At 42.8% G+C, this 17,174-nt stretch carries 19 protein-coding genes and 2 pseudogenes; 13 read left to right on the forward strand and 8 right to left on the reverse strand.

Annotated elements, in window-relative coordinates:
• Positions 1-91 precede the first annotated feature (91 nt).
• Positions 92-1,177, forward strand: coding sequence for an amidohydrolase family protein (locus ACUN27_RS07965; RefSeq protein ID WP_315952156.1), 1,086 nt, complete (start codon positions 92-94; stop codon positions 1,175-1,177).
• A gap of 3 nt (positions 1,178-1,180) precedes the next feature.
• Positions 1,181-1,543, forward strand: coding sequence for a Rieske (2Fe-2S) protein (locus ACUN27_RS07970; protein WP_315952155.1), 363 nt, complete (start codon positions 1,181-1,183; stop codon positions 1,541-1,543).
• Positions 1,544-1,686: 143 nt separating this feature from the next.
• Here the strand turns inward: ACUN27_RS07970 and ACUN27_RS07975 are convergent, their stop codons facing one another.
• Entirely contained in the window at positions 1,687-1,911 is a 225-nt protein-coding gene (locus ACUN27_RS07975; protein WP_445560604.1) for a Rieske 2Fe-2S domain-containing protein, read from the reverse strand.
• On the opposite strand from ACUN27_RS07975, the gene ACUN27_RS07980 reads away from it, so the two are divergent.
• The 4 genes and pseudogenes from ACUN27_RS07980 to ACUN27_RS07995 all read left to right on the forward strand — a co-directional run.
• Positions 1,870-2,103, forward strand: a complete 234-nt coding sequence (locus ACUN27_RS07980; protein WP_445560707.1) for a hypothetical protein — start codon at positions 1,870-1,872, stop codon at positions 2,101-2,103. The two genes, ACUN27_RS07975 and ACUN27_RS07980, sit on opposite strands and share 42 nt — an antisense overlap.
• A complete protein-coding gene (locus tag ACUN27_RS07985) occupies positions 2,094-2,276 on the forward strand; it encodes a helix-turn-helix domain-containing protein (protein WP_445560605.1) in 183 nt (60 codons plus the stop codon). Before ACUN27_RS07980 ends, ACUN27_RS07985 begins: the two co-directional genes overlap by 10 nt.
• Before the next feature lie 65 nt (positions 2,277-2,341).
• Positions 2,342-3,154 (forward strand): helix-turn-helix domain-containing protein, encoded by an 813-nt coding sequence (locus ACUN27_RS07990; RefSeq protein ID WP_445558700.1) that lies wholly within the window; start codon positions 2,342-2,344, stop codon positions 3,152-3,154.
• Positions 3,155-3,229, forward strand: a pseudogene (locus ACUN27_RS07995) (AraC family transcriptional regulator); the annotation flags it as partial.
• Between the two features lie 15 nt (positions 3,230-3,244).
• On the opposite strand, the gene ACUN27_RS08000 reads toward ACUN27_RS07995, so the two are convergent.
• On the reverse strand, positions 3,245-4,387 hold the full coding sequence (locus tag ACUN27_RS08000) for a Gfo/Idh/MocA family protein (protein ID WP_445558701.1): 1,143 nt from the start codon (positions 4,385-4,387) through the stop codon (positions 3,245-3,247).
• Between the two features lie 172 nt (positions 4,388-4,559).
• The gene (locus tag ACUN27_RS08005; RefSeq protein ID WP_445558702.1) at positions 4,560-5,306 is read right to left on the reverse strand and encodes a helix-turn-helix domain-containing protein; all 747 of its coding nucleotides are present in this window, start codon (positions 5,304-5,306) and stop codon (positions 4,560-4,562) included.
• 163 nt (positions 5,307-5,469) lie between these two features.
• Between ACUN27_RS08005 and ACUN27_RS08010 the strand changes: the two genes are divergently transcribed.
• On the forward strand, positions 5,470-6,381 hold the full coding sequence (locus ACUN27_RS08010) for a nucleoside hydrolase (protein WP_445558703.1): 912 nt from the start codon (positions 5,470-5,472) through the stop codon (positions 6,379-6,381).
• Between the two features lie 3 nt (positions 6,382-6,384).
• On the opposite strand, the gene ACUN27_RS08015 is transcribed toward ACUN27_RS08010, so the two are convergent.
• Entirely contained in the window at positions 6,385-7,308 is a 924-nt protein-coding gene (locus ACUN27_RS08015; RefSeq protein WP_445558704.1) for a helix-turn-helix domain-containing protein, read from the reverse strand.
• A gap of 124 nt (positions 7,309-7,432) precedes the next feature.
• Between ACUN27_RS08015 and ACUN27_RS08020 the strand changes: the two genes are divergently transcribed.
• From ACUN27_RS08020 to ACUN27_RS08035, 4 genes and pseudogenes are all read left to right on the forward strand, one after another.
• Positions 7,433-9,376, forward strand: coding sequence for a glycoside hydrolase 5 family protein (locus tag ACUN27_RS08020; RefSeq protein ID WP_445558705.1), 1,944 nt, complete (start codon positions 7,433-7,435; stop codon positions 9,374-9,376).
• 152 nt (positions 9,377-9,528) lie between these two features.
• Entirely contained in the window at positions 9,529-10,356 is an 828-nt protein-coding gene (locus ACUN27_RS08025; RefSeq protein WP_315952142.1) for an ABC transporter permease subunit, read from the forward strand.
• Positions 10,357-10,584: 228 nt separating this feature from the next.
• Positions 10,585-11,106: pseudogene (sigK, locus tag ACUN27_RS08030) on the forward strand (RNA polymerase sporulation sigma factor SigK); the annotation flags it as partial.
• Between the two features lie 64 nt (positions 11,107-11,170).
• Positions 11,171-11,845: an ABC transporter ATP-binding protein gene (locus ACUN27_RS08035; protein WP_315953464.1), complete on the forward strand. Its 675-nt coding sequence runs from the start codon at positions 11,171-11,173 to the stop codon at positions 11,843-11,845.
• A 995-nt stretch (positions 11,846-12,840) separates the two neighbouring features.
• On the opposite strand, the gene ACUN27_RS08040 is transcribed toward ACUN27_RS08035, so the two are convergent.
• The gene (locus ACUN27_RS08040) at positions 12,841-13,845 is read right to left on the reverse strand and encodes a DUF3231 family protein (RefSeq protein ID WP_315953463.1); all 1,005 of its coding nucleotides are present in this window, start codon (positions 13,843-13,845) and stop codon (positions 12,841-12,843) included.
• Between the two features lie 468 nt (positions 13,846-14,313).
• Positions 14,314-14,832 carry a DUF3231 family protein gene (locus ACUN27_RS08045; protein ID WP_315953462.1) on the reverse strand — a complete coding sequence of 173 codons (519 nt, stop codon included), beginning with the start codon at positions 14,830-14,832 and terminating at the stop codon, positions 14,314-14,316.
• Positions 14,833-15,388: 556 nt separating this feature from the next.
• On the opposite strand from ACUN27_RS08045, the gene ACUN27_RS08050 reads away from it, so the two are divergent.
• Positions 15,389-15,571 carry a hypothetical protein gene (locus ACUN27_RS08050; RefSeq protein WP_445558706.1) on the forward strand — a complete coding sequence of 61 codons (183 nt, stop codon included), beginning with the start codon at positions 15,389-15,391 and terminating at the stop codon, positions 15,569-15,571.
• A 67-nt stretch (positions 15,572-15,638) separates the two neighbouring features.
• On the opposite strand, the gene ACUN27_RS08055 is transcribed toward ACUN27_RS08050, so the two are convergent.
• Complete coding sequence (locus ACUN27_RS08055) at positions 15,639-16,496, reverse strand: manganese catalase family protein (protein WP_445558707.1); 858 nt, start codon at positions 16,494-16,496, stop codon at positions 15,639-15,641.
• Positions 16,497-16,588: 92 nt separating this feature from the next.
• On the reverse strand, positions 16,589-16,873 hold the full coding sequence (locus tag ACUN27_RS08060) for a WGxxGxxG family protein (RefSeq protein ID WP_445558708.1): 285 nt from the start codon (positions 16,871-16,873) through the stop codon (positions 16,589-16,591).
• 170 nt (positions 16,874-17,043) lie between these two features.
• On the opposite strand from ACUN27_RS08060, the gene ACUN27_RS08065 reads away from it, so the two are divergent.
• Positions 17,044-17,169 carry a hypothetical protein gene (locus ACUN27_RS08065; RefSeq protein ID WP_268240221.1) on the forward strand — a complete coding sequence of 42 codons (126 nt, stop codon included), beginning with the start codon at positions 17,044-17,046 and terminating at the stop codon, positions 17,167-17,169.
• The last annotated feature ends 5 nt before the right edge of the window (positions 17,170-17,174 follow it).

Here is a 17,174-nt window from a genome sequence, read left to right on the forward strand (position 1 = left end):
AAATGCGTATTCTTCATGTACCTTCGAGGTATAGACCTTTATAGTGGTATTTATAAGCGGTTACAACCTTGATATGAAGGAGCGTTTGAAGATGAGTAGACCTAACATTATTGATGCTGACGTGCATAATGCGATTGCACATTCCAAAGATCTGCTGCCCTTTTTACCTAAAGTATGGCATGACTACTGGCTATCGGCGGGGCCCGCATACGGTGGAGGCTGGCATTCACCGATTGGGGTGATGCGCAAGGATACCATTCCGATAGGCGGTGGCATTCCGGGCAGTGATCCGCAGCATATGCTGAAGCACCATTTTGAGAAATACGGGATTGACTACGGTATTTTGACGGGCTCAGGCATTCTCGGTGTTTCCTTAAATCCCAATCCCGATTATGGCAATGTTGTTGCGAGTGCTTACAATGATTGGCTCGTAGAGACTTGGTTAAAGGCAAGCCCCGTTTACAAAGGCTCCATTCTCGTCAATCATGCGGACCCGCTCGCTGCCGCCAAGGAAATTGATCGTATGGCGAAGCATAAGGATATGATTCAGGTAATTATGTGCAGCGGCTCACGCATGCTGTTCGGACAGCGCTTCTTTCATCCGATCTATGAAGCGGCAGAGCGCAACGGTTTACCGGTTGCTGTGCATCCCGGAACGGAAGGACGAGGGATTGCAGGCGCACCGACACCGTCGGGCTATCCGACGTCATATTTGGAATGGCATAACATACTGCCAACGAATTATATGGCGCATGTGAACAGTCTCGTCTGCGAAGGGGTGTTCGAGAAATATCCGAAACTGAAATTTGTTGCCATTGAAGGCGGAATTGCTTGGCTGCCGCATCTCATGTGGCGAATGGACAAAAATTATAAGGGCCTGCGGGACCTTGTGCCATGGCTCAAGCGGCTTCCTTCGGAATATATTCGCGAACATATCCGGCTGACGACACAACCGATCGAAGAGCCAGCGAATCCGGTGCACTTGAACCAGATTTTTGACATGATTGGCGGAGATAACATGATTATGTTCTCTTCAGATTACCCGCATTGGGATTTTGATAATCCGTCCATGGTGCTTCAGCCGATCCGGAAGGATTTGAGGCAGCGCATTCTCGCTGATAACGCGATTGAGCTGTATGGACTGCAGACATTTCCAGTGTTGAAACAGGAGGTGTAGGTCATGAACAAAGTGAAATCGCGAATAAAAGCTGTAACTGTGGAGGAACTGGGCGTAATTGGCCGCAAAATTGTGACGCTAAAAGGGATAGAAATCGGTATATTCTTTGTGAATGGCAGCTATTATGCCTGGCGAAACCTATGCCCGCACGCTGCTGCCCCTGTCTGTGAGGGCGTTGTTTGCGGGACTCGGCTCCCCTCACTTGTCTATCAGTACGAGTACGGCCGGGATCAGGAGATCTTGCGTTGCCCATGGCACGGCTGGGAATTCGGACTTACAGATGGCAAGCATTTGGTGGAAGGCGGGGTCAAGCTTCGCGGGTATGAGGTTGAAGTTGAGGGAAATGACATTTATGTGCTGATGTAGAATGATAGGATTTCTTCCCAATAATTCCTTGCAGCAATGTAAAAGGACTTGAGCGGCAGTTCACGCTTCAAGTCCTTTCTGTTACGTCTTATTGGGTAAAAAGGTTAACTTCATTAATCGTCCACCAAGCACTCTTGGCTGTGTTAATTTTGAATGTCGATTTTCATGTAAACTTTACCTGTTAGCACTTGTACGGGATATGTCTTCAATTGCACACATGCCGGCCTTTTTTTCGTTTCGCCGGTCATATAGTCGAATTTGCCATTATGCTTTGGGCACTCGATCAGATTGCCCATGACAAGCCCATCAGCAAGATGTATCTTTTCATGTGTGCAAAATCCATCTGTGGCGTAGTAGCCATTGTCCATCAACTTCAAGCACAGACACTGCTAATGGAAATACTGTTGATGATGAATCGAATGGTAGGGGAACGCACGGTACAAGAGGCGACAGCAGCACAACGGAATAATTATTCTCGCTTGATACTCGCCAAGAACTACCTTATCGAGCATTACACGGATGATGTGAAAATAAAAGATCTAGAAGCTATCTGCGGGTAGAGAAGGCCAAGGAGCTTGCCGTTAACGGAGGACTTACACCTAGTGAAGTAGCTTTGCGAGTAGGCTATAGTGATATTCATACGTTTGGAAAAATGTTCAAGAAAAAGACCGGCTTTAGCTTGAGCCAGTTCTGTGCAACTTTATTTACCGAGGATTTCGGACCTGAGGATTAAACGGAAGTTCGGTCAAACGCCAAGCGGAGCTCGCTTATAGATACTTTACTGAAAGGAACAACCCTATGAACCGAATTCGCTTACATACAGGCTGCTTTCCATTCATTCGCGATATGGGGAAGACACTGACCAATGAGGGTTGGATTCATCCAGACAGAAACGCTAATTTTAATGTGTTTATTTTCGTCATCAAAGGTCAGATGCAGGTCGTGGAGGAAGGGAAGGAATATTTGCTTACAGAGGGGACTGGCTTTTTTCTCAAAAGTGGACTACATCATTGGGGAGGTCCAGGCACATTGGCAGATACCTCAACGATTTGGGCTCACTTCTATGATCGAGTCGGGGAGTCGCTCCCCACCAAAGTTGTGGAAGAACGAAGTTTACCCTCCTTCCGTGCCACACAAGCGTATCAATTATTCACACCAAGTGATTATCAATACGAGCTGGTATTGCCGAAGCTTTTTCATTTAGGTCAGCCTTCTGCACTGATCAGCAAATTAAAAGAGCTGTACGAGTTGTACAGCTCTGCGCCCTTATTTAGTCATTTAACTTTAAGTATGAAGACGATGGACATTTTCCTCGATATTTATCGGCTATCATTGAAACGTCCCAAATTGTCTAGCAAGTCGGATGCTGTTGTGCAGAAGCTCGCGGACTATCTGGAAGAGCATTGGGAAAATAAACTGGACCCGGAACAGATTGCCTCGGAATTCCAGCTTAATTACCGTCACATGAGCACTTTGTTTACATCTAAAATGGGAATTAGTTTATTCAACTATCATGAACGGCTTCGCATTCATAAATCAGCTGAGCTTCTAAGAACAACGACTTTCAACGTTTCAGAAGTGAGCGATCGCCTTCATTTTACGAATCCGTAATATTTCTCCCGTGTGTTTCGCAAAGTGATGGGAGAGTCGCCAACGGAATACATTCGCAATATTTATCGCACATGACCGTACGTTTGTAAGCTACTCAAAGCTAGGAATAATGACTTCCTTACCGCCTTGCATCGCAGATTCTTGCGCACAGATGCCAGCTGCTGTCCAATTGGCAGCTGTCACGGCATCGATAGCCGGTTTCCGTTCTTCGACGATGCTGCGTAAGAATTCATGAACTAGGTGCGGATGCGAGCCATGATGACCATTGCCTTGCAGTACGGATTGGTGTGGATTGTTCGGATCCAGAATAGCTTGGTTCGTAATATGATAAGCTAGCTCTTCCGGAAGCAGGTCTGGACGGGAAGGTGCTTTCACCAAGGTAACATCGGATTTGCGGCCGCGCTCTCCTTGTTGGGCTGCGGTTTTAAAGACAGTCAGGGGGCCATCTTCCATATGCCATTCAACGGAAGCTTCTTCACCATAAATAGTAAAGCTCTCCATGTAAGGGCGCGTTGTTTGAAAAAGTGTACGCGTCACCTCAGCGCTCAAATGCTCTTGCTCTAATTGGAAAATTGCCGTTTCAATCGGGTACGGATTGCCATATTGCTGTACGAGCTCGTCCGCCATAAGGCCTGACCCGATACAGTTGACTTTCGTTGCGCGAGTTCCTGATAAAGCAAGTAATGGGGAAATCGCATGGGTTGCATAATGCATCGGGGGCAAGCCCTTCCAGTACGGAGGCCAGTTCACCATGTCCTGGTAATGGGCACCGCGAAGGAATTGTACGCGTCCGAACTCACCTTTGCGGTACATCTCTTGTGCATACAAAAATTGATACGTATACACGGCTGTCTCCATCATCATGTAATTGCGATTGCTTTCTTTCTCCGCTGCAACAATTGCCCGCAAATCCTCCAAGCTCGTCGCCATCTGCACTGTGCAGGCACAGTGCTTACCTGAACGAAGGACTTCAAAGGATTGTTTCCCATGTAAAGGAATCGGAGAGACAAGATGAACGGCATCATATTCATCAGATTTCAGAATGTCATCTAGATTCGTATAACGTCTTTCAAACCCGTATTTATCTCCATATTGATTCAATAGCTCTTCATTCGTATCGCAAATGGCTACATGCTCTACATCCGGGTGGGCATGATAGATCGGTGCGAAAGCCCCTCCAAATCGAAGCCCAACTAGGGCGATTCTTACTTTTTTAGTGGTTGAGTTACTCACGCGTGTCGCTTCCTTCCGTCAGGTTATCGTCGTCTACGTCTTTAATAGTAGACCTTATGAACATCCCTGTGAATGAAGCGAACGACAGATAAGTTGTATTCTGTTCAGGTTGTATCATCCTTCAGAAGATGGCGCACGAAGGTTACTGTGCAGGACGGTAATCAGTAGCGCCTTATTCTTGCACACGAAACTGACGCGGTGTAAGGCCTGTCGCCTGCTTAAAAAGTGAACAAAACTGCGCATCTGTTGAGAAACCACACGCATCGGCCACATCGGTGATGGGCAGTTTGGTTTGGAGCAAGAGTCGTTTGGCAGCCGATATCCGCTTTGACATTAGGTAATGGATAGGTGATAGTCCATACTTTTCTTTATACAAGTGACGGAAACGATCATAGCTGTAACCCACCAGCTGAGCTAACGTATCTACACGAATTTGTTGACTATAATTCTCGTCGATGTAGTTTTTGGCATAAATGATCTTATCCGCCTTAGGCTCTGAGGCTACCAAATCATCCAATCGAAGCAATTCAATGATTAATTCACTTACAAGATGATTCAGTTTCGACATATAAAAGGAGCGTTTATGCTTCATTTCGAACCCCATTGCCTGTAAGTAGGCTAAGATGGGGTTATTTTCATAGTCAGCATACAGGCCTTCTTGCAGCGTATAGGGTGAGGTATCCTTTTGAAATCCAATGAAAAAAACGTCGCTATCCGTCTCATGCCTCTCGTCATGGATGGTGTGCGGTTGAATCAGTGTAAACGTGTTTGCTTGATAGGGATAGATGACATCCCCAATGCGTGTCGTTCCGCTGCCGCTCAAGTAGTATACCAATTCATAGCATTGGTGTTGATGAGGCGCAATATGAATATGCTGATCTCGTTTCGTATGAAAAAGAAATTCTAATTGTCCATTCATCGGTGGAGCTCCTTTGCTATTAAATTAGCCGAATCCTATAAAAAGTGAGCCGAAGCATGATAAAAGTATATCATGAAGGGCAGTAGACTAGGAGTATATCCGGAATGGATATGTAGAAATAGAAGCCAGATCATACTATTCTTTACGACCAAGGAGATGTCCTATGAATTATCCTAAGATATTAGAAGAACACCGTATTCAGCGATTGCAGCCCAAATCGGGAACATTGCGAATCGTGATGGATACTGACACGTTTAATGAAATTGATGATCAGTTTGCTGTTGTCTATGCCTTACAATCGCCGGAGCGATTGCAAGTGGAAGCCTTTTATGCGGCTCCTTTTTTTAATGATTTGTCTACAAGTCCGAAAGATGGCATGGAGAAGAGTTACCGCGAGCTGCACAAAATTTTAGATTTGATGAATCGTACGGAAATTCCAGTCTATCCAGGCTCAGAGCGCTATTTACCGGGTCCTGAAACACCGGTTGAGAGTGAGGCAGCTCGCAATCTGGTAGAGCGGGCATTAGCTTCCTCGCCGGAAGATCCTTTGTATGTCGTTGCAATTGGCGCCATCACCAATGTGGCCTCAGCCATTCTCATGAATCCAAGCATTTTAAACAACATCATCGTTGTCTGGCTTGGCGGGCATGCCCTCCATTGGCAGGATACGCGTGAATTCAATTTGGAGCAGGATATTCATGCGGCTCGCGTCATTTTAGACTGCGGCGTTCCTTTGGTGCTGATTCCCTGCCATGGAGCCGCCTCCAACCTGAAGACAACACTGGCAGAAATTGAAGCCTATGTGAAGGATTCCGGCGTTGTTGGTAAGTATTTATATGAAACTTATCGTAATTGTCATCCTGACCATTTTGCCTACTCACGCATTATTTGGGACATATCTACGATTGCCTATCTCGTCAATGACCAGCATACCCCCAGCGTGCTTATATCAAGCCCGGTTCTCTCAGACGATGCGAGGTGGAGCGTAGACAACTACCGTCACTTCATCCGTTATGTAACCCATGTAGAACGAGACCCGATTTTTCGGGATTTGTTCCTGAAAATTAAGCCGTGATGTTCATGCTTTGCCCTGCATAAGGAGCTGCTCTTTTCGATACCGCTTAGGTGAAATGCCCTTGAGGCGTTTGAATTGTTTGATGAAATAGCTGGAATGATTAAAGCCCGTTTCAAGCGTAATTTGCGTGATACTTTTTAGAGGGTCGAGCAGCAATTGCTCGGCTCTTCTTATTTTAATAAACATGACATATTGCGTGAAGGACGTGTGCATGACACTTTTGAAAAAACGCGCGAATTGACTATAGCTCATCATACATTGCATAGCCGCTTCTTCCGCAGATATCGTTTGGTGCACATTGTCATTAATGGATGCAAGAAGCTGACGGAATGCGGACATGTTCAGCGTCTCCTCACCTACCACTTTAAGCTGATCAGGCGACAGAAGCGCCCGTTGATCGCGAAGCAGCCAGAGAATGAGCTTGAAAATAGATGCGGAGACAGCCAACTCGAAGCCAAATTCTTTCATTTTGTACTCACGATACATGTCTTCGACAAGGTCATGAAGGGCAGGCTTGTCTTGGACTTCTGGCACAATCCACTTGTTTAGACCTGCGAGCGGAGTGATATAGGGCAAATAATATTGCAATTCGAAAGCAAGCTGAGGCATCGGCCTCAGTAATTCTGGATCGAAGCCAATGACATAATGCCTGGAAGCTTGGTATGGCGCGATAGAAACATTATGCACTTCACAAGGATGAATTAAAATGAAAGTGCCTTCTGCGGCTTCAAACCGATCGCTTCCTACCGTAATTGTGGCATTCCCAGAAGCGATATAAATAATTTCCATATGAAAATGCCAATGGGATCCAATCTGGTAGCCCTCATCGACGGTCGTTTGCACACCAACATAGAAGAGGCGATCAATATCCGATTGGCCGCTTTGGTTTTTATTTTGCTCAAAATAGGGAGGGGGGATCTGGCTCATGTCATTGTCTCCTTGGCACGGGAAAGTAGAATCGTTATATTTTTCGATAGTTTTATTATAGTGTATGTGCATCTTTTTTTGTACGCTTGAGATACGTTATATTCCATTTCAGGAGGCATACTAGATGAATAACTTGTTAAATCTGCCAAGCACATTTTTCGTAGGCTGTAATTACTGGGCATCTCACGCTGGAACAGCGATGTGGTCCAATTGGCAACCCGAACAGATTGATCTCGATTTGAAAAGATTGTCAGAGGCAGGAATCGAAGTCATTCGCGTATTCCCGTTATGGCCTGATTTTCAGCCGATTGAAAATATGTATTCAAGCGAAGGTGAGCATTTTGGCTACCGCTTTGGAGAAGAAAGATTGCCTACCACAGAAGCTGGTAAAGCAGGGATGTCGGTAGAAATGATGGCTCGATTCCAAGCGTTCACAGAAATCGCGGCTACATATAACATAAAACTCATCGTTGGACTAATCACAGGCTGGATGAGCGGACGGTTGTTTGTACCGCCAGCCTTAAGAGGGAAAACGATTCTGACAGATCCGGATGCCATTCGATGGCAAGTTCGATTTGTACAATATTTTGTGAAACAGATGAAACATAACGATGCGATTATTGCTTGGGATCTCGGGAACGAATGCAATGTCATGGGGAAAGTGGCGTCTCAACAAGAAGCTTACGTATGGACAGCTTCGATCGCAAATGCGATAAAGGCGAAGGATACGACACGTCCTTTGATTTCGGGCATGCATAGTCTGTTTCCGACAGGCAATTGGACCATGCAGGATCAAGGTGAGCTAACGGATATTCTCACAACGCATCCGTATCCATTTTGGACGAAATATATGGATTTCGATCCGTTAACATCGATTCGTCCGACAATTCACGCGACAATGGAAAGCTTGTTATACGCACAAATTGGTGAAAAACCTTGTTTCGCAGAAGAGATGGGCACAATGGGGCCGATGGTGTGCAGCGAGGAAGTCGCTGGAGCTTTCGCGCGTACAAGCATGCTTACGCAATGGTCGCATGGTCTTCCTGGCTTATTGTGGTGGTGTGCCAATGACCAAACGAAGCTGAATCATGCCCCTTACGATTGGGTAGCATGTGAAGGTGAGTTGGGTCTCATGACGGAGGAAGGGCGAGTGAAGCCGGCACTCCAAGAGATGGGACGACTCAAGAAGGTAATCCAAGAGCTGCCGTTTGGGGAACTGCCTGCTCGTACGGTTGAAGCCGTATGCATCCTGAACAGCACACAGGATCACTGGGCAACGGCGATCGGAGCTTTCTTGCTCGGGAAGCAGTCCGGTTTTGATCTCGAATTCCGCTTTGAAGATCAGCCGCTGCCTGATGCGAATTTCTATATGCTTCCGTGTGTGACTGGCGTATATGGCGTCGCGAAGCAGCGCTGGGAGCAGCTCTTGGAGAAAGTACGCGAGGGAGCAACGCTGTATCTGTCTTCGAATGACGGCTATATGCTGAATTTTGCGGAGATTACAGGGTTAACGGTGCAGAATCGCAGTAGACGGGCGAGCGATGCTATCGCGTTCTTACAAACGGAATCGGGAGAAATACCGTTGACGCTGCCAAGTGCATTTAAACTCGATTTTCGTAACGATCGGGCAGAGGTATTGGCCGCAGAAGCAGATGGCAATCCGGTGTTGACTAAGGCATCCTACGGTAAAGGTACTGTGTATTTCTGTGCCCTGCCTGTAGAGCTGGCGATGTCGCAGCAGGCTGGTGTTAGCTACAAGCCGGAACAATTCCCTTATTGGAAAATGTATGAATTTATTTCAGAAGAGGCGCGAAGTGCGCGTGTTGTCCAAGTAAAGGATCCTCAGATTGGACTCACCGAGCATATCGTAGACGCTCATTCACAGATAGCCGTAGTGATAAACTACTCGCCGGAGGGTAGAGAGGTTCCATTAATATTGCAAGAGGGCTGGCAGGTTGAAGCGAGCTTGTATGGAAACGGACCTAGTGTCCGTGAAGGGGAGGCGTTGGTGAATGTTGAAGCAAATGATGCGGTTATCCTAACGTTGCGAAAAATTCACGCGTCATAATTTAGAGCTGAGGCTGCGGTGATGCTGTATCGTGTTTATACAAAGTAGCAGCCGTTTGTTTTTGGTATTATTTAACGTAAACTACCTACGTTAAAGACGGAGAGGCCGGAACGATGATGAGCACGTACCTCATTTATTAATATCGTGATTTTATGGAGAAGGAATTTCCATTTAAGTTGGATTTCCGAACAGAAATTAGTTTGAATCTGGACTTTCACGCCCATGAACATGTTCAAATTTGCTATCTAATGCGCGGAACCTGCTGGTCGGGCGATTCGGGTTGGAGCTTGGCGGGGAAGAGCGGACGCAGCTTGATTGGTTTTATCAACGGGATAATCGTCGCTAAGTTTAAGGTTCCGCCGTTCATTGCAACACTAGGTACGATGGTAGCTGTATATGGTGCGAACTCCTTGTATTTTGATATGAAACCGAACCAATCCCAACCGATTGGCGGATTGAGATCGGACTTCAGCCAGATTGGCACAGGTGCAATTGGTTCCAGTTCGACTTACTCCATTCCTTACATCGTTATTATTGCCATCGTCGTGGCGGTTATCGTTTGGATTGTTTTTAACAAAACAAAGCTTGGGAAATACATGTATGCTATTGGCGGCAACATTCACGCTGCAGTTGTTTCGGGGATCAACGTAAACCGTTACTTGATCTACATCTACTCCATCGCAGGTGCGCTTTATGGATTGGCTGGGGTGCTGGAAGCAGCAAGAACCGGCGGTGCAACGAACAACTACGGAAATATGTACGAGCTTGATGCCATTGCAGCTTGCGTAGTCGGCGGCGTATCGACTTCCGGCGGTATCGGAACGGTTCCCGGCGTACTTGCAGGGGTATTGATTTTCAGCGTTATCAACTACGGCCTGACGTTTATCGGTATTAGTCCATATTGGCAGTTGATCATTAAAGGTGTCATTATTGTTGCTGCCGTAGCTTTTGATATGCGTAAATATATGAGTTCTAAATAATGGATAACAGGCTGTCTTGAAAGAGGGACAGCCTGTTCCTATATTAGACTTGTGAGTGAAGCATTAGGCGCTCTAAATTAAGAGAAGCTAGCAGCACATTATGCTTTCTCTAAGAAAGTTAGTTTAATGAAATAGCTACAGTCTACCTGCTGCTAGGGGAGAAACAAGGTTGCCGTTTTTATATTGGTGATCAGTCTAACATTGTACTATGCGATGAAGTTTACATAGCTTCGTGTCCACAATGTCAAAAAATTCGACAATACCGGTGAAGATCTAGAGGATTTGATCTCGATCGGAACGATCGGATTAATTAAGGCAATCGAGTCTTTCTCACCTAATAAGGGTACGAAGCTTGCGACTTTTGCGGCTCGCTGTATCGAGAATGAGATACTTATGCATCTGCGTTCGTTGAAAAAGACGAGGAAAGATGTGTCCTTGCATGACCCCATCGGAACGGACAAAGAGGGGAATGAGATTACGTTGATTGACATCCTCGGTACGGAAGCCGACGATGTCGTGGATAAGGTTCAACTAAAGATAGAGAAAAGCAAAATATATCGGAATTTAGAGATTTTGGATGATCGCGAGAAGGAAGTCGTCGTCGGGCGATTCGGTTTAGAGCTAGGCGGGGAAGAGCGGACGCAGCGGGAGATAGCGAAGGAGTTGGGCATTAGCCGCTCCTATGTGTCGCGGATTGAGAAAAGGGCGCTCATGAAACTGTATCATGAGTTTTATAAGGCGAAGCGGTAAGGTCGGTCAGTCGGAGAAGTCGCATACTTCATTTATTTGGTTTCAGATAATGGAGGCAAAGAGTATGACCTTAATCCAGATTGAGCATGTGAGTAAGAGCTATGTGATGGGTGGGGAAACGATTCGTGCGTTGGACGATGTTTCGTTAGATATCGATCACGGTGAGTTTGTGGCGATCATGGGCCCGTCGGGGTCGGGGAAGTCGACGCTGATGAACATTTTGGGCTGCTTGGATGTTGCGGATGATGGGGATTATGTGTTGGACGGAAAGGCAATTAAACGGCTCAAAGATGCTCAGCTGGCTGAAATAAGAAATCGGAAGATTGGATTCGTCTTTCAGAGCTTTAATCTACTGCCACGGTTAAATGCATATGAAAATGTGGAGCTTCCGCTCATTTATCGGGGGATGAGTAAAATGGAGCGGGAGCCGGTTGTCATGAAAGCGCTGGAAGCGGTGGATATCGTGGATCGCAGGCGGCATCTGCCGTCTGAGCTTTCCGGAGGCCAGCAGCAGCGCGTTGCTATCGCTCGAACATTGGCGGGCAATCCCGCGATTATACTCGCGGATGAGCCCACCGGTGCGCTGGATTCGAAGACGAGTCTCGAGATTTTGGAGATTTTTAAAAGGCTGAATGAGCAGGGCAGGACGATTGTTTTGATTACGCATGATTTGGCGATTGCGCAGCAGGCGAAGCGGGTTGTGTATTTTCAGGATGGGAAGTTGAGCAAGTTAAGGTAGGATGAAGGCCGGGACTCCGATGGGGTTCCGGTTTCTTATTTTTTGTTATTATGGCCTTGGGATTAAACTAACTGGCAGAAGAGTGGAATAGCACGATATCAAAATCCCCTATCTACTGTTGTTTGAATACATCGTTGTACCTAGGCCATTATTCTAGACGCTTAACTAGGTATCTAGTTTTTATTCTAGCTGCAATATAATCACAAAAAAAGCGTGGTTATAGGTCAATTTGATATATTGTATATTATGTAAATGATAATATTTGGAATAATTTAAAGATTTTACAAAGAGGAGAGTATATTGAAACGATTTTTTATAGCAATATTTCTTTTGGTCACCACTTTATTCATTATTAGAATTTGGTACTTTACAATTGATCCATTAAGCGTTATTTACTTTACTCCTACGGATTTAAGTGACAAGTTAATAGAGAGTTCAATTCTTATTTTTGTAATGATAATAATCACGATGGTTTACAAAATGTATTATAAACTAATTAATACAGGTAAATTTCTCATTTATTTGTGGAGGCAGTTATTTTATTTACTCTAATTAATACGGGGCCATATATAATTGGAAATTTTGATAATAAACAATACCAAAAGATGATTAATGAAGCATCTTAATATTATCAAAAGAATTCAAAAGAATTTAAATGATGGCTTCTCTTTAGTAACTATAGAACAATTTAGTGCGCAAACTTTGTGCATATTTAAAAAGAAAGATAGTGTTACTAAAAAGGATATGAATTATCTCTTAGAATTAATAAAGCCACTAAATGACATAGAAGATATTACGATAGAGAAATAAGCTTGAAGGATAATATGCAGTCGACAATGAGATATTATGCGAATAAGGAGTTTATAGCATGTAGGGACGCCAACTATGCTGCATCGTCTATTCCGAATGTTTGTTTTTGAAATATCTTATAGCTAGAAAAAATACCGAAAAGCCCTCTGTTGAACATCTACAAAGAGGGCTTTCTAGCTGGATAGTTACTGGTCTTTAGCAATTTCTTTTCTGTTTGGTGCAATTGGAGGCTGTTCTAACCATTTATTTTTTATCATAAGATCAAACCAATTTTTTGATATGGTTAGGTCTTTGAGAATTATTTTTTCATAATCAACAATTAGATCATACCTCATAGAACCCGCTAGTCCTAATCCATGATATGATTGAGAAGTCAGAAACAAAAAACCAGTGTGATACATGATAAGTTTATCTGAAAACGGTGAATCAGTAGATTCGGTTATTTCAGTTTCCCACGACATTGGTACAGGTAAATTATCATCTTTTAGTTTTTTACTTAGTATTTGAATGTGGTCATTTGATGTTTCAACTGCATCTGTTAGAAATTCCCTTATTTCTTTGGATCCAGCAATTTGACTAAATGCAATTCCAAGTGTTTTTGCCATAATACTTTTCTTTAGGTTGAGAGAAATATTACCAATTTCTATGGCTGACAGAGGACGTTTATCTCCCCAATAACCATCGAGAAATTTTTTGCTATCAATAAACTCTGGGTTTGCACGTGGGAAAAAATATGGGTCTCTTTGAAAATTCCCCTTCTCTAGTAATAGATCAACGGTACGATGGTACATATTTTTTCCATCCGTCAAACAAGTATCAAAAAAATCTCTTAAATCTTTTCTAACTGATGTAGTAAGCGAAATTACGTGACCGTTTAAACCATGAATTGCCATGAGATACAAATAATCCAAACAAAAAATATCCGAAAATAATCTTTTTATATTGGGGTTAATATCTGAATCTGTAAACCCTATGGGTAATGGAAATCCATCATTAAGAATAAAAGTAGAAACCTGCTTCATTTGATTCTCAGTTATTTTTATTGCATCGTCAAAAACCTCTCTAATGTATGTATCTTCTACAATGGAAAGCATATATTTATTCACACAATTTACCATAGTACCATTTACGTATTGCCCCCATAAAGTCCCAATTTCCGTTGATGTTAGTTTTAATTGAGTTTTGTTCATTATCTCTGTCACCTCTAAAAGTTAGATTGTCCAATTAGAGAAGATTTATCACCTTTGGTTTGCATATTTGCATAGCAACGCTTGAAGTTTATTTTTGGAATATAAAGTCTCTATTGATATACCGTTAAACTGAGGGACGAAGAACGAGAGCTCAATAATAACATACCGCTGAGGAAGCGGTGGAGAGGTTTGACCGGTTATTCAACCCTAAGTGAATATGTCCTACTATAGATCATTTTAATCCTGTGGATACACCCAAGTCGGATTTTGTTTAGTTGCCTTTCCGTTTTAACGGAAAAATGGCTTACCTTGATTGGAATGACGAATTAAAGACTATGTATAAATGTAACTCTAAAAAAATAAGGCTCAAAAGTGAAACAGCTTCCTCATCTTTCGAGGAAGCTGTTTCTACTTATCTATGCCTAATTTCACAGATTATATTACCATCTCAATAGATTTCAGATCAAACTAAGCATTAACGGTCTCAGGTCTTTTTATTTGTAGTGGAGGAGGAACAAGCCAACCTTTTTCTTTGCTCATCTCCAGTATTTTAAGGCCTATTGCTGTTTTAGTTATGTGGTATTTTGCAAATAAAGCACCTATATCCACTCTAATTGATTGGCCCATAGCTTGACTGCAGGCAACTAGTCCCAATGAGACGTCAGCTGCAATTTTGGCTGCAATTTCGGGATCAGCGAATCTTGCCCCGACAGGGATGTCTTCGAGCTTTACTGGTGGTCGTTCTGGCAACATTGGAATTGTGGCAATTCCATTATCAATCAGCACTTTATCTAATTCTTTAATTTCAAGATTTGCTTGATCAATGAGACCGTCGAGTACCTTTTTAAGATCTTTGTCTCCTGAGTGGTTTAAATAAGCTTGATAACAGGATACAGCTCCTTTAGCCACAGTGGATGCTGTCCATACACTAAAGATTTCCCCGTAGTGTAGAGGTTCATCTTTTGGATTACCGCTTAAAATTCCCATATGAGTGTAGCTCCTTTTTTTCTAATTTAATGACTTGATTATCATATCCATGTGTTCCTTTAAAATTCATGTGTCCGTCGATTTTCCTCCCTCAACCGTTAAAAATGCATCACTTGCAATAAGTGCCCTGTCCTTATCTCGAAATAGCAAAACGTGTCCAGGCGTGAAATTCTCCCTATTATTTCCAATCTAACTTGATAGTTATATCTGGATATAGAATAAAATTACTGAAAAGTGAATTTTTGATTATTTCTTTTGGACACAATATAACAGAGGTGATTACATGCGTTGTTTACTTTGCGAAAATGAGCAATTGTTAAAAGGAAAAAAAACGAAATGTTTTATATGTACCATTATTAAGCGACGAAATCCAGCTAAAAATATAATCTAAGCAAGCTCTTAAAGAAGCGGTTGGCAAAAATTAATACACCCAGACCAAAAGAAGGCCAATGGTATTGCTTATTTTCATTCAGCTTTTAATATTCGTGTATAAGGGAAGGAAATAGCTTCATAATATAGCTGGAAGTCCATTTTTTGCAAAAGGGAGGATACAAATATGACTTCAAATAGAGGACAGCAAGGAGCTCATGGCACTGGTCAAATTGTTAAGCAACTGAACAATCAAGCAGAAGCCGCGGAGCAAATTCAAGGGTGTAGTAATGTCGATCAAGAAATCAATGCAGCAACAAACGAACAAAGTTCAGAACTAGATGAAGTATTCAATAATGACAACAACTAGAAAAAGTCTATCAAAATTTATAGGCTTACTCCTGCTGATACAGGAGTAAGCCTATAATATGAAAGCTTTATAAATTCATATCTTGCAATCCTGGGCTATGCTCATTTGGCATATCAGGTAAGTTAGGCACTGGGAATCCCATCGGTGGCTGGGTAACTAATAGCTGTCCTTTATTTCTACTTGGTGATACACCTTGGAAAACCTCACCAATGCGCGTATCATCTAAACGGAAGTTAAACTGCATATTATGATAACCCATATCTACAAATTTTCTGCATTCCGAATACTTATTAATATCGTAATTAGGAACTGGGAAAAGTTTTCCCCAATCAACACCTAACGTTTCTAAAGCTTTAGCAAAAGCATTTTGATGTGCATTGTCTCGAACGATGAGGAACCCAATTGTCTCACGGAACGTTTTATTGGAGCTCATCTCATAAATTCTACTTTTTTGGAGTACTCCCGTAGATTCGAGTACTAAATTATCCAATAAATCAGCAATCAAATTACCATGTGAATACACCCATGAGCCATTCCATGGGTTTCCACCTGCATCGACTGGTAAGGAAGCTTGAGCGCCGACAATGAAATGGTGGGGATTTGCATGTTTGACGGCTTCATCAAGAGGTGCCCCATTGACACCTGAGTTCCCTACACCTGTGGAGTTACCAGAATCGTTCAGTAATTGATTTATCGTATTTTGAACCAGTTCCACATGAGAAATTTCTTCTAGAAAGACCCCACGGATTAAGTCACGATATTGAGTAGCTTTGCCTCGAAAATTAGAGCTTTGAAAAAAATATTGCATCATGGTTCTCATCTCACCATAGTGTCCGCCAAGTGCTTCTTGTAAAACTTTAGCTGCAGCTGGATCTGGTTGGTCTGGAACAATTTGATTAATAAGTTCTTCTTTATAATAGTACATATATTCACTCATTTCCTTTGAAATAGAATTCTCGGGGATGAATTATAAAATAACCGCCTAGAAAAGACGGTTATTTGGACAACTGTTTATGTTTAGGTATGTTCACGATTCCGCTTTTTTAAACCAGCTAAACCGACTAACCCTAGAAGGCCAAGCCAGCCCCAATTGGAATCATTGTCATCGGTAGCAGCATTAGTTCTATAAGTAGGTGTTGAATTTGTCCCGTAACTATTAGTAGTAGTCGTACCTTTAACTGAACCATATCCGTTATTTACCGATCCAGTCATACCTGTATTATCCGCGGCACTCGATACCCCTGTACACAACAGAAACATAAAACAGATACTTAAAAAAAACATAAAGGCCTTCTTTTTCATTTGGCTTCTCTCCTTCATAGAATTTGTTTACACGTTTGTTTTCTCTTTTATGTAAATCAATTATACGAATGAGAGATTACCGAAGTAGTCCACTAAATGGAAGGTGTAGATTGTTCCGAAAAACATATAATATTGATGTTCCAATTACTTAAGATGGGTGGGCTAAAGTCATGACGAACCAAAAAAAGAGTATTGAATCAGCAAAGCAAAAAAATCAAAAACCAAATCAAAACAGTAGTAAAAAAAGTAGCAGCAATAATGGTATTGATGATGCAAATATTAATTCAGGTGGTTAATAAAT

The organism is Paenibacillus sp. WC2504 (assembly GCF_052682475.1).

Excerpts from the sequence above, each read along its gene's own strand:
- ACUN27_RS07965 (WP_315952156.1), top strand. The coding sequence starts at position 92 with ATGAGTAGACCTAACATTATTGATGCTGACGTGCATAATGCGATTGCA.
- ACUN27_RS07970 (WP_315952155.1), top strand. The coding sequence starts at position 1,181 with ATGAACAAAGTGAAATCGCGAATAAAAGCTGTAACTGTGGAGGAACTG.
- ACUN27_RS07980 (WP_445560707.1), top strand. The coding sequence starts at position 1,870 with ATGTGTGCAAAATCCATCTGTGGCGTAGTAGCCATTGTCCATCAACTT.
- ACUN27_RS07975 (WP_445560604.1), bottom strand. The coding sequence starts at position 1,911 with ATGGACAATGGCTACTACGCCACAGATGGATTTTGCACACATGAAAAG.
- ACUN27_RS07990 (WP_445558700.1), top strand. The coding sequence starts at position 2,342 with ATGAACCGAATTCGCTTACATACAGGCTGCTTTCCATTCATTCGCGAT.
- ACUN27_RS08005 (WP_445558702.1), bottom strand. The coding sequence starts at position 5,306 with ATGAATGGACAATTAGAATTTCTTTTTCATACGAAACGAGATCAGCAT.
- ACUN27_RS08010 (WP_445558703.1), top strand. The coding sequence starts at position 5,470 with ATGAATTATCCTAAGATATTAGAAGAACACCGTATTCAGCGATTGCAG.
- ACUN27_RS08015 (WP_445558704.1), bottom strand. The coding sequence starts at position 7,308 with ATGAGCCAGATCCCCCCTCCCTATTTTGAGCAAAATAAAAACCAAAGC.
- ACUN27_RS08020 (WP_445558705.1), top strand. The coding sequence starts at position 7,433 with ATGAATAACTTGTTAAATCTGCCAAGCACATTTTTCGTAGGCTGTAAT.
- ACUN27_RS08025 (WP_315952142.1), top strand. The coding sequence starts at position 9,529 with ATGGAGAAGGAATTTCCATTTAAGTTGGATTTCCGAACAGAAATTAGT.
- ACUN27_RS08035 (WP_315953464.1), top strand. The coding sequence starts at position 11,171 with ATGACCTTAATCCAGATTGAGCATGTGAGTAAGAGCTATGTGATGGGT.
- ACUN27_RS08040 (WP_315953463.1), bottom strand. The coding sequence starts at position 13,845 with ATGAACAAAACTCAATTAAAACTAACATCAACGGAAATTGGGACTTTA.
- ACUN27_RS08045 (WP_315953462.1), bottom strand. The coding sequence starts at position 14,832 with ATGGGAATTTTAAGCGGTAATCCAAAAGATGAACCTCTACACTACGGG.
- ACUN27_RS08050 (WP_445558706.1), top strand. The coding sequence starts at position 15,389 with ATGACTTCAAATAGAGGACAGCAAGGAGCTCATGGCACTGGTCAAATT.
- ACUN27_RS08055 (WP_445558707.1), bottom strand. The coding sequence starts at position 16,496 with ATGTACTATTATAAAGAAGAACTTATTAATCAAATTGTTCCAGACCAA.
- ACUN27_RS08060 (WP_445558708.1), bottom strand. The coding sequence starts at position 16,873 with ATGAAAAAGAAGGCCTTTATGTTTTTTTTAAGTATCTGTTTTATGTTT.
- ACUN27_RS08065 (WP_268240221.1), top strand. The coding sequence starts at position 17,044 with ATGACGAACCAAAAAAAGAGTATTGAATCAGCAAAGCAAAAAAATCAA.